The sequence below is a fragment of the Embleya sp. NPDC005575 genome, assembly GCF_040605455.1.
Lineage (GTDB): Bacteria > Actinomycetota > Actinomycetes > Streptomycetales > Streptomycetaceae > Embleya.
On the sequence record NZ_JBEXCV010000004.1, the window covers coordinates 88,825 to 102,683 of the forward strand.

Consider the following 13,859-nt stretch of genomic DNA (forward strand, 5'->3'; position numbering starts at 1 on the left):
AACAACATCGGCGTAAGTTGAATTACATGATTACAACAAAGCAGGAAGCCGTACGAGGCTGGTTCACCGGGCGCCTCCCCGAGGGACTGTTCACCGCACTCGTCGACGTGACCGTCGACCGCGAGGAAATCACCGTCATCGGCCGCATCCCCGAGCCGGAACTCGCCGACGACGTCTCCGCCGACGAGCGCGACGCGGCCCGCGACGGCCGCATCGCCGAATTCCGCGAACGCACCCGCGAAGACCGCATGGCCGTGGCCCGCGAAGCCGAGCGCCGCTTCGGCCGCAAGGTCTCCTGGGGCGTCGAATGCGGCACCACCCGCGCCCTCTACACCACGGTCTCCGTACCGGTCATGACCCGCCTCCGCCAGCCCGAACGCCAAGTCCTCGACACCCTGGTCGCCGGCGGCGTCGCCCGCAGCCGCAGCGACGCCCTGGCCTGGTGCGTACGCCTCGTGCAACGCAACACCGACACCTGGCTCACCGACCTCCGCGAGTCCCTCGAAACCGTCGAACGCATCCGCACCCAAGGCCCCGACACCACCCCCACCGACTAACCCCCAGCCCCGCCCCGCCGCCGGCCCTCCCCGACAACCCACGGACCCGATCGACCATCGCGGCAGCCCCGCCCCAAGGGCATGACCGCCAAGAAGCCGTGTCGGCCTCGCCAACGACGCATCGTCCACCCCGTAGAGCAGTCGGTCACGTGCGGCGTCGGCTGCTGATGCCGTCCAAGACGGTGGTCAGGTTGTGGTTGAAGGTTTCCTCGGCATTGAGGTGGGCGCCGTCGATGACGAGCCGGGCGACGGTGGGGTACCTGCCGGTTTTCAACATGCGTGTGAGGTAGGGGCCGAGGCGGGCCTGAAAAGCGGCTTCATCGGTGCCGGTGGAACGGGCGGTGCGCCGCTCGGTGACCTCTCTGCGGACCGCTCCGATGATGAAGGCGTTGAGGGCGCCCAAAGCCCGCTGGAGATCGTCGATGCCTCGCACACCGGGGGCCTGGCTCAGCGCCGCCGCGGTCGCTTCGCCCACGGCGAGCGCGTGAGGTCCCAAGTGTGGCCTTCCGCCGAGCAGATCGGAAAACCACTCATGGTCAAGGGCGGCATCGCGGGTCGCGCGGGCGATGGCCAGTACCGTGGCGCGCCACGCGGAGTGCCGGTCCACCTCGGCGATCCGGGCATAGACGACGTCGACCATCAGGTCGAGTAGTTCGGATCTGTTGATCACATAGTCGTAGAGCCGCATTGGACCGACACCGAGTTCTTTGGCGATCTTGCGAACCGACAGGCCGTCGAGGCCGTGCGCGTCGGCAAGTCGGATCGCCGCAGCGGCGATCTTCTCGCGGCTCAACGGCACCGGCGCCGCCCGCGGCTGAGGTTCGGGCCGCTCCCAAATGGGCAGCGATTCGCTACCGTACGATGTATCCATTGATACAGTGTACGGTAGCGGGATGGAAATGCGAATTGCGATCGCCGGTGGCGGCCTTGGCGGCCTGACGCTGGCACGGATCCTGCATCGGCACGGCATCGATGCGGTGGTGTACGAGCGCGAGGCAAGCCGATCCGCGCGGCCGCAGGGCGGCGCGCTCGACCTGCACCCGGAGTCCGGACAACAGGCCCTGGCCGAGGCGGGTCTCGCCGGCCGGTTCCGGTCGAAGGCGCGGCCCGATGGCGAGGAACATCGCATCGTCGACCCGACCGGACGGACCCTGGTACACCACGAGCCGCAACCTGGCTCATTCTCCGGACGTCCCGAGATTGACCGGAGCGAACTGCGTGATCTTCTGCTCGATTCGCTCCCCGGCGACACGGTTGTCTGGGGGCACCAGCTCGTCGCGGCGACCCCGCGACCTGACGGGGGCTGGGAACTGGCGTTCCATGGCCGCCACCGAACCGACTGCGACATCCTCATCGGCGCGGACGGCGCGCGCTCAGCCGTCCGGTCGCTGCTGACCGACGTCCGACTGTCCGATGTGGCCACCTTCGTAGAGCTGAACATCGAGGACGTCGACCGGCGCCATCCCGATCTCGCCGAGCTGGTCGGCCCCGGGAACCTGTGGTGCGTCGGCGTGAACCGGATCCTGGCAGCGCAACGCCTCGGCGACGGCAGCCTGCGTGTCGGGATCTCGCTGCGCGCAGACGATCGCCCCATCGACACATACCGTAGTAAGCGCGCTCTGCTGGACATGTTCGATGGCTGGGACGCACGCCTCACCGCACTCATCGAGGCCGGCGACAGCGCGCCGACGCCGCGCCCGATCGAAACGATGCCCATCGGTACGCGCTGGTCCAGCCGGCCGGGCGTCACCCTCATCGGCGACGCCGCGCACCTCATGCCGCCGGTCGGCGAGGGCGCCAACCAGGCCATGCTCGACGCCGCCGAACTCGCCGGCCGACTCGCCGCCAACCCCGCCGACCCGGACTCGGCGATCCGGACGTACGAGGAGGTGATGTTCGCCAGGATTCACCCGATCGCCGAAATGTCCGCCCGAGTCCAGGCGATGATGCTGTCCCCAACCGCGGCGGAAGACATCATCCGCTTCTTCACGGCCCGGCCCGCCGAACCGGCACCCGCAGACTGAGAACGTCTGTGCAGTCGGTCGAGGCCGAAACGCGCGAACCCTGCCCTCCATGGACACCCGCAACTGTTCGGATCGCCGCCCGGATCGGGCGGCCCCGCTCCCGACGTGCATCCACGGTGCGGGCTCCGCCCCGGCGAAGTCCGCCAGGGTCTCGCCGGGTTCGGGCATCACGGACGTGACGTAGACCAGATGCCGCACCGCACAACGCCCCGCGATCAAGAAGAGCGCTGATCTCAAGAGAGAGCAGTGCTCTTGACTCGGAGCAGTGCACGCAGAATGATGCTCTCAGACGAGAGCGGTGCTCTCGCGGCAACGGGGAGGCTCACGTGATCGTGCTCTACTGGACCGCCATGGTGGCGCTGTTCCTGGCCGAGTTGGCCGCTACCGGAGCTACCGCCTTCTGGGGGTTCACTCTCGATGCCGGCCGGCCGATCCGGATCCTGGTCGGACTGGCCGCGCCCGCAGTCATGATGTTTCTCTGGGGTCGGTTTGCGGCCGCCAACAACGCCGACGCGCTCACGGGCCTCCCGCGGATCCTCTTCGAGGCGGCGTGGTGGGGTGCGGGCATCGCGGCGTTCGTCGCCGCGGGCCTCCTTCCCGGCGCGATCGGCGTCGCCGTCGCCCGCCTCACCGGGCTCGCCGCCCAGCGCAGCAAGGCCCACGCGCAGCGCGGTGCGCGGACCTCCGCCTGAAAATTGGTCGATGACGCCCTCGAAGCCGGACCACCAATGGCTTTCGGTTCGGGTTCGCTCAGCCCCGAGCACCCCTCATGCCCCTCGCGACGAGGCTGCCCCTACCGCGCCAGTCGCAATCGCACCGTTGTCCCCGTCGCCTTCGTGGAGCGGATTTGCACGAGGTCGCAGATCTGGTTGGCCATCCACAGTCCCCGACCGCCGTCCTGGTCGCGGGTGGGGCGGTGTCGGCCGGCGAGCGGGTCGATGATGTGGCCCGCGTCGTGGATCTCGCAGACGAATGATGCGTCCTCGATCCAGACCGCGACCGCGCCGTGGCCGCCGCCGTGCACGAGGCTGTTGCCCGCGATCTCGCTCACGGCCAGGATCGCGTGATTCGTCTGCGCCCGGGGCGCGTCGGTCATGGCGCGGCGGACCAGCGAGCGCACGGCGGCCAGTTCGCCGGAGCGAAATGCCAGGTGGTCTGCGTGTCCGGGCACCGCGGGCAGCGCCGGACCGGTCAGGGTCGCGACGAAGTCCGCTGCGGCGAGGGCTGTCCCGCCGCGCTCGACCGCACCGGTCAGCACACGTGGGTGCGAGTGCCCTACGCCGTCGATCACTTCCGGATCCAGTGCGGATACGTCGTACGGGCACAGGAGTTGCCACGCCACGTCGTCGAACGCGAGGTTGAGCAACGCCTCGTGGTGTCGGCACTCGACGATCTCCTCGGCGCTGCGGCCGGCCCAGATCGGCTCGCCGATGCCGCGGAACACGCGTGCACCGTTGTGCTCCGTCCAGTCCTGCCAGACCGGGATGATCCGGGCCGGGTTGCGGCCCACCCGCTCCATGTCGATCCAGGCCACCCGGTCGGCGTCGGCACCCAGCTCGTCGCGCAGCGCTCCGGCCCGCGGTTCGATCACCGCGACGCCTACCGCCTCGTCGGCGGCCAGACCGGCCCGGACGAAGCCGGCGGTGCGCTCGACGAAATCCTCGATGCCCGCGTAGAGCAAGGCGTCGTGCCGGAACATCGTGGCTGTCGTCATCCGGTCTTCACCTTCTCCAAAACCAGGCCTGGGACCCGGTCCCACTCGGCGAGCCGAACGAGCACGCACAGCTCCTCGGAGGCGCGGTGCAGGACCAGGCGCCTCTCGGGCTGAATCCGTATCGCGGCCTCGACCAACGTACGGACGCCGGCGATGTCGATGAACCGCAGCGACGACACGTCCACGTACAGGTCACCGGTGCCGCCCGCGCTCTGCGCGAACAGGGCCGAGCGCACGTGCACGCAGTTGTCGAGGTCGACTTCGCCGAACAGGCGCACACCCAGTGGCGGCGAGGTCCGCTCCACCCGGAGCACACCGTCCGCATAGTCGACGCCCATGCTCGTCCCTCCCCACCCGCCTGTCGTCCTGAGCAAACTACCCAACACCCACCGTCCGACACCGGTCACCCCAGCCGTCGCCGCAACCACAGCAGTGCCCCCTGCGCCTGCGCCCGCTGGAACTCGCTCATACCACCAGGATTTCGATCACACCCGGCTCCGGGCAAACGCTTATCGGATCACACGCGGCTCGCCGACGGCGCCCTCCGCTACCGCCATCACCAGCTCCCACGAGTTCACGCCCGCCCCTCCCGCAACGGAGCCGCCGGGCACGGGATTCGTACCGGCGGTTCGGCCGTTACCGTTCCGTCCAATTTCGGCCATGTGGTGTCCACCTGACGCACCGTAGACCGCCGCTACCGTGGCCGGCATGATCCGCATCCCTCTTTCGTCCCTCGGAGTCGTCCGGTGATCGGTTGGTTCGAGGCCGTTGTACTCGGCTTGGTCCAGGGGCTCACCGAGTTCCTGCCGATCTCCTCCAGCGCGCACCTGCGCATCGTGTCGGCGTTCGCCGGCTGGGAGGACCCGGGCTCGGCGTTCACCGCCGTGACCCAGATCGGGACGGAGACCGCCGTCCTGATCTACTTCCGCAAGGACATCGGCAACATCGTCACGACCTGGGTGAAGTCGCTGTACACCCCGTCCCTGCGCGGCGAACTCGACGCGCGCATGGGCTGGTACATCATCGTCGGCACCTTGCCGATCGGGGTCTTGGGCCTGGTGTTCCAGGACACCATCGAGACCACGTTCCGCGACCTGCGGCTGATCGGTACGACGCTGATCGTGTTCGGTCTGATCCTGCTGTTCGCGGACCGGATGGCGCTGAACAACCGAGGGATGGACAAGCTCAACGGCAAGGAGTCGTTGATCTACGGCTTCGCCCAGTCGCTCGCGCTGATTCCGGGCGTCTCACGCTCGGGCGGTACGGTCACGGCCGGCCTGCTGATGGGATACCGGCGCGAGGTTGCGGCACGGTACTCGTTCCTGCTGGCCATCCCGGCCGTACTGGCCTCCGGCGGCCTCGAGTTGTTCAAGATCGGCGAGGGTCCGGCACCGGCGTGGGGGCCGACGATCCTGGCCACGGTGGTTGCGTTCGTGGTCGGCTACGCGGCGATCGCGTGGTTCCTGAAGTACATCAGCACGCACAGCTTCACGGTCTTCGTCGCCTACCGCGTGGCCCTGGGCCTGGTCGTCCTGGGCCTGGTGGTCTTCGGCGCGCTGGAGCCGACGGCGGGAGCGGCCGAGTAGGTCCATCCACGTTCGGCGCCGCTCGGCCCGAACCGTACCGACACCTCGACGCCCGCGGCCGCCGCGTACCCACACGGCGGCCCCGGGCGTCGCGCCGTCACCCGGGCTCGACCATTCGGCACTCACGCGGAACGCCCTCGTCCCTCGCTCGGCACTCCTTCGCACTCACGCGTCGCCGAGCATGGCGAAGACGAAGGCCAGTCGGCGGTCGACCCATGGCACCAGGACGCGAACCGGTTGGTTTCGTCCGTCAGTGGTCATCACCAGTTCGCCGGCGGCCTTCCAGGCGAGCACGCGTGGGCGGACCGGGCCGAGCGAACCGTCGTCGCCGGAGAGCAGGGTGTCGAAGGTGAGGCTGAGCGCGGTGTCCGCCGTGTGCGCCGCCAACCTGCGCGGATCGGTCGTGGCGAAGAGGTTGCGGCCGACGATCTCGGGCCGGCCGGGTTGGTCGATCCGCCACGTGTGCTTGACCAGTCGACGGGCGGGCGGGATCCGGCGGATGGTGCCGACGGGTTCGCCGTCGGCGGCGCGGACCCGGTCGTGGCGTACGCCGTCGATCGTCTCGGCGGCGTCCACGGTGCACAGCAGGCTGCCGTCGGGCAGGTACAGCGAGCGGCGGTCGTCGCCGGTGAACGCGCACGGGGTGAAGAAGCCACCCGATCCGCCGCCGCGGAGGATGCGGATCCCGACCCGCGAAGCGGATGCGGACCTCGCGGCGGCTGCGGAAGAGGTGAGCGAGCCGTAGGTGAACGCGGTCACGCTCTGCCAGTCGGTCGGGTCTGCGGCGGGCGTCGACGCGTCCGACTCGGGCGTCGCGGCGCCCGGGGTGTCCGTCGGATCCATGAGGTGGGCGGGATCCACGCAATCAACGGGATCCGCGGGACCTACAGGATCTGCCGTGTGCGCGGTACCCGGTGCGGCCGATGTGTTCGACCCGGGCACACACGTGGCGGGCCTGCTCGAATCGGCCACCTGCTCCGGCTCCGCCGGGATTGACCCCGGTATCGGCTCCATCGGCTCCGGCAGCGGCTCCGGCACCGCCGTCGCAGTCGATTCCGCCTCCGAACGCGCCCTGCGCCTGCCGAACACCATCCGAGCCCCGTCCTCCCCCGTCACGACACGTGGATGGGCGCGGAGGCGGGCGGGTGGAGGTCGTCCGCGCCGACGCGGCCGTCCGCGCGCGATCGCGCCACCCTGCCCGTACGCCTGCGCACCCGGTACGTGTCCGACCATATCGGGAGGGCTCAGTCCTCCTCGAACCCGGCACACACCGCCTTGCGTCCGCTGCTGCGCAGTTCCACCTTGAATCGCTGGGTGAGCGCGGCGACCACGAGCAGGCCGCGGCCGGCCTCGGCGTCCTCCAGTACCTCGACGGGAGACGGCAACGAACACGGCAGGCAGTCGAGCACCTCCACCCACAGAACCCGGCCGTGCAGCGACGCGGAGACCTCGTAGTCGCCGTAGTCCCCGGCGTGTTCGACGGCGTTCGAGGCCAGCTCGGAGGTGACTCGTACCGGGTCGTCGGACTCGAAGCCGACCCGCTCGCAGAAGCGCCGCACGTGTGCGCGGGCGGCGGAGACGGTTTGCGGTTTCGACACGAGCCGTACGGTCGCGCGCGTTTTGGACACGGTGGTGGCCACGTCTCCCCCTCCAGTCGGTCGGGCTGTTGAGAGCACCGTGATCGAATACACCCTGGAAACGGGCCCGAACTGTGATTATCGGTCGCCGAACGTCCGCGATCTGGTAGGAACCGCGGCAAGATCGGTGGACCACTTGGAAGTTACCGAATCCGAGCGCCTTCCGGGCGGATCGCTTGGCAAAGAAAACCGCGAGTCGGACCGGACAACCCGCGCGTATCACGCCAACCAGCCATCCGAGCCCCTCAGTTCACCGAATCCGCAGGTCACAGCCGCCTTACCGACGACACGACGGGAGCGTGCAGTGCCGGGACGGTGGCGAAATCACGGGTCGGGTCGGGCGTGCCGGGCGGGCGTGAACAGGCGCGGGACGGCGCGTGGCCCGCGGGCCGAACGGCGCGCGGGGGGCGTGTTTTCACTGCACGGCGACGCCGGCCTCGGGTCGTCGCAGGCCGCGAGCGAGGGCGGGGTGGGGCGGGGCGGCGCGTCGGCGTCATTGCCGGCGTCGGCATCGGGGTCGGGATCCACCACACCGCACCGCACCGCGCCCACCGCACCCGCCCTCGGTCAGAACCGCACCGAGCGTTCGATCGACTCGATCTCGCCGAACCGTTCGGTGGCGCTGCTCGGCGCCGAGGACAGCATGTAGATCGGTACCGTCCCGGTGTCGATGACCGTGACCCGGAGCCGGAACGGCGCCACGTTCTTGTCCTCGGGGGTGCACTCGATGTCCATCAGCCACGCGTTGCGACCGTCGAGTCGGGCGGCCTCGCTGGAGCGGACCGAGTCCTGGGCCTTGGCCGGGTAGATCAGTTCGAGCTGGGTCCGGCCCACGGTCTCGGCCATCTCCGGCATCGAGCGCGATTTGGACACGTACGCTTTGGTGTCCACCACGCCGACCATGAACGTCCCGAGCGGGTTCTTCGGGTCGGCGGTGGGCTTGGCCGTGGGGTCGGCGGTCTTGGGGTCGACGGTGGAGGCGACGGAGGAGTACAGGCCGATCACGGCGTCCGGCGGCTTGGGATACCAGCCCTGGGGCAGCACGTACGAGATGTGCGCCTTGGGGTCGCGGATCTCGCCGGGCCGGGCCGAGTGCGGGGTCGACGGCGTCGCGGCCGGCGGCTCGGCCTTGGCGTCCTTGTCCTCGGCGGGGCCGCACGCGCCGACGGCTATCAGTGCGGCCACGGTCATCCCGAGCGCCGCGCGCCTCATTCCTCGACCTCCACGTCGCCCGCCTCGACCGCCGCGCGATACGCCGCCTCGACCTCGCTCCGCTCCGCGCCCTCGCGGTCGAGCAGGTGCGCGTACAGCAGGCGCGAGCCGTCGATGCCCGAGTCGAGCGCCCGCCGGATGTGCTCGCGCGCGTCGCCGATCCGGCCCGCGTCGAGTTCGGCGTCGCCGAGGTCGACCAGCGCGTCCTCCTGGCCCGCCGCGACCGCCCGGGTCAACCACGCGATGCCGTCCTCGACCGCGTCGCCGTTGAGCAGCAGCCGGCCTAGGTTGGCCATCGCGAACTCGTCGCCGGCCTCGGCCGCCGGGCGCAGCAGCGCCTCGGCCTCGGCGGCGCGGTCGAAGTCCTGGAGGAAGGCGGCGAAGTCGTTCGGCGCGTCGGGGTCACCGGCTTCGAGCGCGAAGACGTACCAGCGCTCGGCCGCCTCGGGCTCGTCCAACGCGTCGGCCAGCAGGTTGGCGATCGGCAGCGCCCACCGCGTCTCGCCGAGCCGATGCCGCTCGATCAGCAGGTCGACGGCGGCGTCCGGCCGACCGGTGACTTCGAGCAGTTCGCTGAGCGCGTCCACCGCCTCGGCGTCCCCCTCTGCCAACGCCTCGCGCAGGATCGCCTCCGCGGTCTCGTCACCTCCCGCGAACATCAGCTCGCCGGCCCTGCGACGAGCCTCGGGTACGCCGGCGTCGGCGGCGTCGAGGTAGAGCTTGACGGCGGCATCCATGCGCCCCTCGCGCATTGCTTGGTCGGCCTGGGCGAGGTGGTTAGTGCCGGACATGGTCCTGCTTTCGAATCGCGGAGCGTAGACCCACGAGCCTGCCACATCCCACACTGTTCCCTACGCCCGCCACGAGACGCGAGACGCGCACCGGATCGCGGATGCGGCCGCGCCGGTGCCGCCCCGCCCGCCGGGCCGCGCCCTGCTCGGAAGGGATGCGGTGCGATGTCGCCCCACCCGGTGACCCACCGGGTTTCGGTAAAGGCGTCGAGGTTGGCCTCCGGGCCGCCGAAGCGTGCGCGCGTGCTTCGATCTCCTCGGCATGCCGCTCGAACCACAGCCCGGCACGACGAGGCTCCGCAGCTCGCTCGTCCTGTGGACGGAACGTGCGCGTCTCCAGGCGATCGGCCGCGCGGCGGGGCCCAGGGCGTGTCCTTCAAGCGCCCGTGTGGGCGGCGGGGCGCAGCAGGTGTGTTCGAGGCTTTCGAGCTGCCGAATACGTCCGGGTTGTTGCTACGGATTCCCCCGCAGCGGGCGCATTCCTTCCACTGAGCGGAAGGACGTCGGCCCGATGGTCACCATAGGATCACCCGATGAACCAGCCGAACCAACGCCACGTCGAGTTCGCCCGCCTCCACAACTTCCGCGACCTGGGCGGATATCGGACCGCCGACGACCGCACGGTGCGTTGGGGCGTGCTGTATCGCTCCGACTCGCTCGGCAAGCTCGAAGGCACGGACTGGGAGACGTTCCTGGCGCTGGACATCCGTACGGTGATCGACCTGCGCTACCCGCAGGAGATCGCGTACCGGGGTCGCGTACCGATCGACGCGTCGCTCACCTACCACAACCTCAGCATCGAGCACCGGCCGTACAACCAGCCCGCCTTGGCCGAGGACGTGCCGCCCGGCCCGTACCTGGCCGCCCGGTTCGCCGAGGTCGCCGAGGACGGCGTCCGGGAGATCCGCGAGGCGCTGGCCCTGATCGCGGCGGCCGACAACGCGCCGCTGGTCTTCCACTGCGCCTCCGGCAAGGACCGCACCGGCCTGATCGCCGCGTTGGTACTGGCCCTGCTCGGGGTCGGTGACGAGGACATCGTCGCCGACTTCGCGCTGACCGAACTGGCCACGGCCCGGCTGCTCGCGACTGGCGGGCCGAGCACGCCGGCGCGCTGCCCCGCTGGCCGGGCTTCGGACGCGCACCGGCGCAGGTGATGGAGCTGTTCCTGGCGGACCTGGCGACGACATACGGCACACTGCGCACGTACGTCACCGACCACGTCGGCTTCACCGAGGCCGAGATCGAGGCACTCCGCGAGACACTCCTCGAACCCCTGCCTCCCGTAGCCCCCGACACCCCGTAGCCCCGTGGCTCCGTAGCCCCATAACCCCCGCGACCCGTCGACCGAGCGGGTCGAAAATGCCTGCCGGGGCGGCGATCCGATGTGATGAGGTGGCCGAATGAACGTGACCTCCCTGGCCTATCGCACCGACCTGATGCTGCTCACCCTCCAGGGCAGCCATGTCGAGGAGCGCGACGACTACCTGGTCGTCCGGAGCCCGGCCAACCCCACCTTCCACTGGGGCAACTTCCTCCTCCTGGCCGCGCCGCCGGCCCCCTGCACGGCCACCGCCCGGATCGACACCTTCCGCCGCGAATTCCCCGACGCGGCCCACGTCGCCCTCGGTGTCGACGGCACGACCGGCGCGGCCGGTGACCCGACCGACCTGGCCGCCGCCGGCCTGTCCGTCGAGCGCAGCACCGTCCTGACCGCATCGACGCTCCACGCACCCCCGCGGCCCAACACCACCGCGTCCTTCCGCATCGCCGAAACCGACGACGACTGGGCCCAGGCCGTCGCCCTCACCGAAGCCACCAACCCCGGCTACGACCCCGCCGCCTACCGCGAATTCGCCACCCACCGCCTCGCCGGATTCCGCGACCTCCAAGCCCGCGGCCACGGAGCCTGGTTCGGCGCCTTCGAGGACGGCCGACTCCGCGCCGGCCTGGGCCTGTTCACCGACGGCCAGGGCCTGGCCCGCTACCAGACCGTCACCACCCATCCGGCCCACCGCAACCAGGGCCTGGCCTCCACCCTGGTCCGCACCGCAGCCCAACACGCCCAGACCCACTGGTCGACCAAAACCCTGGTAATAGTCGCCGACCCCACCTACCTGGCCATCAACCTTTACCGAGCCCTCGGCTTCACCGACACCGAAACCCAGGTCCAACTCCAAGCCGACCCGGTCTGACCCGAAACCAACCTCGTGGAAACCCGCGCCCACCCGACACGACAATCGGGCAATATCCGTGCGCCCGCTTCGGAAAGACCGCCGGGCGAAGTTGCGCTCGATGTCAACCCCTGAGATATCGCACGCGGCCAACCGAGCCCCGGAGCCGAGATCCACGCACGCGAGGGCGCGCAACCTCGCCACCGTCGTCTCGACTCTCGACCGGGCGCTCGAAGCCCGCCTGCGAGGACCACGGGTCACAACATCGACCAAGGTTCCAAATCTTGTGATCTGAGAGCGTCCTCCTCTCGCCAATGAAGCGCTCTGGCCCGGGTTACATTCCGAAAATAGGCAGGAACGTTCAAAGGATTCTCCGTGTCAACCAGCAGAAGTCTGCAGAGAAACTCGACCATGCCGCACCGATAGACCTCCCAGTGGCCGTCGTCGAACCAGACGGCAATCGGCCATGCATCTGGGATGTCACCTTCAGTGGCCCAGCAGAGCAGATCCCCTCCCGACGTCCCTCCCCAGGCAACAACCGAGACCGAAGAGCTGTATGCGTGCGACTCCGCATCCCTCGTCCACACTCTGCGGGCAGCCTCCGTCGCAGCCTCGACTCCTCCCCAGGGACCCTCGGGAGAGTTGATCTCGTCCGGAATCAAGACCCCAAGCCAATCCTCGATCGTCACACCCCCGTAGACTTCCTGAAAGCGCACAAAATCTTTCGGAAACCTATTCATCAGGTCGTCCTTGACATCTCCCCGTTCGATCCTTTCGCCCGACCCGGGACGAGCAGGCATCAGCCCGAGGAGGAGCTCGAACCAGTCCCGCTCATTCGACATCGAAGACTCTTTCCGTCAAGGGGTGCCTCCAACGGGTACCGGCTTGAGATCGCCATCCAATCTATACCCGAGATTGAACGCCCATTTCCTCTTTCGATCATACATTTCATTGTAAACAATATCGTCGAATTTGAGCCCTGGACTTCCATCTCGATTTACACCTCGGGCAGTCATCTGATACCCGTACGGAACGGTCCTGCCCCCGGCATATTTAGGGGTTACCGTATAGTACACCGCCTGCTTGTCAATCGTTACCGCCTTCCTGGCCAGATCCTCGTAGTAATCCATATTTCGGGCGAGGTTCGGAGAGTTGTCCATGGAGTCCGCATTGGCTTCTCGGCTGCACGTCGACAGATTATCGAGATCCGTACCGGATCCACCCAAACCTTTCCCCAGGAGATGGCAATTGTTAATTGCATCCCACGATTTGCGACCTGTTTTCCATGCTTCCTTTTGGGCCCACTGATACCCTGGAAGCCTGATGTTTTTATCGGTTCCCGTTCCACCCTTTATCGATTCTGACGTCAGGCAGGCAGTAATTCCCACTGCGCGATCCCCGTTGGTTGCATCACGTTTCTCGTAGTGCTTCCATCCTGGGCCGCCACTCAGGCAGGATTCCTCCGTCTCGTCCCGTGCCGTTGTCAGTTGACCATCTTGACTGCCGGGGTCGATCTCAGGATTCGAGGGATTCACATTTATGTCCGCAATCGGATTGAATCCGTCTCCTCCGGTGATTGCAGTCTGGATCGAAGCAAGAACTCGCGTTCCGGCCAGGATGCCCTCGATACCGGCCTGATCGCCGCGTTGGTACTGGCCCTGCTCGGGGTCGGTGACAAGGACATCGTCGCCGACTTCGCGCTGACCGAACTGGCCACGGCCCGGCTGCTCGCCGACTGGCGGGCCGAGCACGCCGGCGCGCTGCCCCGCTGGCCGGGCTTCGGACGCGCACCGGCGCAGGTGATGGAGCTGTTCCTGGCGGACCTGGCGACGACATACGGCACACTGCGCACGTACGTCACCGACCACGTCGGCTTCACCGAGGCCGAGATCGAGGCACTCCGCGAGACACTCCTCGAACCCCTGCCTCCCGTAGCCCCCGACACCCCGTAGCCCCGTGGCTCCGTAGCCCCATAACCCCCGCGACCCGTCGACCGCGCGGGTCGAAAATGCCTGCCGGGGCGGCGATCCGATGTGATGAGGTGGCCGGATGAACGTGACCTCCCTGGCCTATCGCACCGACCTGATGCTGCTCACCCTCCAGGGCAGCCATGTTTCCTCTATCGCGCGACCCAGGTTCAAGCTCTCCGGCTCCCTCGGAGCCTTCG

17 protein-coding genes are annotated in these 13,859 nt (G+C 68.6%); 8 read left to right on the forward strand and 9 right to left on the reverse strand.

The window, feature by feature from the left end; genetic code table 11:
• Window positions 1–26: 26 nt before the first annotated feature.
• Complete coding sequence (locus tag ABZS54_RS02270; RefSeq protein WP_355529883.1) at window positions 27–557, forward strand: hypothetical protein; 531 nt, start codon at window positions 27–29, stop codon at window positions 555–557.
• 145 nt (window positions 558–702) lie between these two features.
• On the opposite strand, the gene ABZS54_RS02275 is transcribed toward ABZS54_RS02270, so the two are convergent.
• Entirely contained in the window at window positions 703–1,428 is a 726-nt protein-coding gene (locus ABZS54_RS02275; protein ID WP_355529886.1) for a TetR/AcrR family transcriptional regulator C-terminal domain-containing protein, read from the reverse strand.
• On the opposite strand from ABZS54_RS02275, the gene ABZS54_RS02280 reads away from it, so the two are divergent.
• On the forward strand, window positions 1,394–2,581 hold the full coding sequence (locus tag ABZS54_RS02280; RefSeq protein ID WP_355529889.1) for an NAD(P)/FAD-dependent oxidoreductase: 1,188 nt from the start codon (window positions 1,394–1,396) through the stop codon (window positions 2,579–2,581). The genes ABZS54_RS02275 and ABZS54_RS02280 overlap by 35 nt on opposite strands.
• A 326-nt stretch (window positions 2,582–2,907) precedes the next feature.
• A complete protein-coding gene (locus tag ABZS54_RS02285; RefSeq protein ID WP_355529892.1) occupies window positions 2,908–3,273 on the forward strand; it encodes a YrdB family protein in 366 nt (121 codons plus the stop codon).
• 101 nt (window positions 3,274–3,374) lie between these two features.
• Here ABZS54_RS02285 and ABZS54_RS02290 read toward each other — a convergent pair whose 3' ends face one another.
• Both ABZS54_RS02290 and ABZS54_RS02295 read right to left on the reverse strand, forming a co-directional pair.
• Window positions 3,375–4,295 carry an anti-sigma factor RsbA family regulatory protein gene (locus ABZS54_RS02290; RefSeq protein WP_355529895.1) on the reverse strand — a complete coding sequence of 307 codons (921 nt, stop codon included), beginning with the start codon at window positions 4,293–4,295 and terminating at the stop codon, window positions 3,375–3,377.
• A complete protein-coding gene (locus tag ABZS54_RS02295) occupies window positions 4,292–4,633 on the reverse strand; it encodes an STAS domain-containing protein (protein ID WP_355529898.1) in 342 nt (113 codons plus the stop codon). Before ABZS54_RS02295 ends, ABZS54_RS02290 begins: the two co-directional genes overlap by 4 nt.
• 411 nt (window positions 4,634–5,044) lie before the next feature.
• Here ABZS54_RS02295 and ABZS54_RS02300 point away from each other — a divergent pair, with 411 nt between their 5' ends.
• Window positions 5,045–5,881 (forward strand): undecaprenyl-diphosphate phosphatase, encoded by an 837-nt coding sequence (locus tag ABZS54_RS02300; protein ID WP_355529996.1) that lies wholly within the window; start codon window positions 5,045–5,047, stop codon window positions 5,879–5,881.
• Window positions 5,882–6,046: 165 nt separating this feature from the next.
• Here the strand turns inward: ABZS54_RS02300 and ABZS54_RS02305 are convergent, their stop codons facing one another.
• From ABZS54_RS02305 to ABZS54_RS02320, 4 genes are all read right to left on the reverse strand, one after another.
• Window positions 6,047–6,742, reverse strand: coding sequence for a hypothetical protein (locus ABZS54_RS02305; RefSeq protein ID WP_355529901.1), 696 nt, complete (start codon window positions 6,740–6,742; stop codon window positions 6,047–6,049).
• Between the two features lie 383 nt (window positions 6,743–7,125).
• Window positions 7,126–7,479: an ATP-binding protein gene (locus tag ABZS54_RS02310; protein ID WP_355529903.1), complete on the reverse strand. Its 354-nt coding sequence runs from the start codon at window positions 7,477–7,479 to the stop codon at window positions 7,126–7,128.
• A 606-nt stretch (window positions 7,480–8,085) separates the two neighbouring features.
• Window positions 8,086–8,730, reverse strand: coding sequence for a hypothetical protein (locus tag ABZS54_RS02315; RefSeq protein WP_355529906.1), 645 nt, complete (start codon window positions 8,728–8,730; stop codon window positions 8,086–8,088).
• The gene (locus tag ABZS54_RS02320; RefSeq protein WP_355530005.1) at window positions 8,727–9,521 is read right to left on the reverse strand and encodes a hypothetical protein; all 795 of its coding nucleotides are present in this window, start codon (window positions 9,519–9,521) and stop codon (window positions 8,727–8,729) included. Before ABZS54_RS02320 ends, ABZS54_RS02315 begins: the two co-directional genes overlap by 4 nt.
• Before the next feature lie 533 nt (window positions 9,522–10,054).
• Here ABZS54_RS02320 and ABZS54_RS02325 point away from each other — a divergent pair.
• From ABZS54_RS02325 to ABZS54_RS02335, 3 genes are all read left to right on the forward strand, one after another.
• Window positions 10,055–10,675 carry a tyrosine-protein phosphatase gene (locus ABZS54_RS02325; RefSeq protein WP_355529908.1) on the forward strand — a complete coding sequence of 207 codons (621 nt, stop codon included), beginning with the start codon at window positions 10,055–10,057 and terminating at the stop codon, window positions 10,673–10,675.
• Window positions 10,675–10,824 (forward strand): tyrosine-protein phosphatase, encoded by a 150-nt coding sequence (locus tag ABZS54_RS02330; RefSeq protein WP_355529911.1) that lies wholly within the window; start codon window positions 10,675–10,677, stop codon window positions 10,822–10,824. Before ABZS54_RS02325 ends, ABZS54_RS02330 begins: the two co-directional genes overlap by 1 nt.
• Window positions 10,825–10,921: 97 nt before the next feature.
• Window positions 10,922–11,713, forward strand: a complete 792-nt coding sequence (locus ABZS54_RS02335; RefSeq protein WP_355529914.1) for a GNAT family N-acetyltransferase — start codon at window positions 10,922–10,924, stop codon at window positions 11,711–11,713.
• Window positions 11,714–11,949: 236 nt separating this feature from the next.
• Here the strand turns inward: ABZS54_RS02335 and ABZS54_RS02340 are convergent, their stop codons facing one another.
• Together ABZS54_RS02340 and ABZS54_RS02345 are read right to left on the reverse strand one after the other, a co-directional pair.
• Window positions 11,950–12,534, reverse strand: a complete 585-nt coding sequence (locus tag ABZS54_RS02340; RefSeq protein ID WP_355529917.1) for a hypothetical protein — start codon at window positions 12,532–12,534, stop codon at window positions 11,950–11,952.
• A 15-nt stretch (window positions 12,535–12,549) separates the two neighbouring features.
• Entirely contained in the window at window positions 12,550–13,227 is a 678-nt protein-coding gene (locus tag ABZS54_RS02345) for a DNA/RNA non-specific endonuclease (protein WP_355529920.1), read from the reverse strand.
• On the opposite strand from ABZS54_RS02345, the gene ABZS54_RS02350 reads away from it, so the two are divergent.
• Entirely contained in the window at window positions 13,117–13,644 is a 528-nt protein-coding gene (locus ABZS54_RS02350) for a tyrosine-protein phosphatase (RefSeq protein ID WP_355529923.1), read from the forward strand. The two genes, ABZS54_RS02345 and ABZS54_RS02350, sit on opposite strands and share 111 nt — an antisense overlap.
• Window positions 13,645–13,859 lie beyond the last annotated feature (215 nt).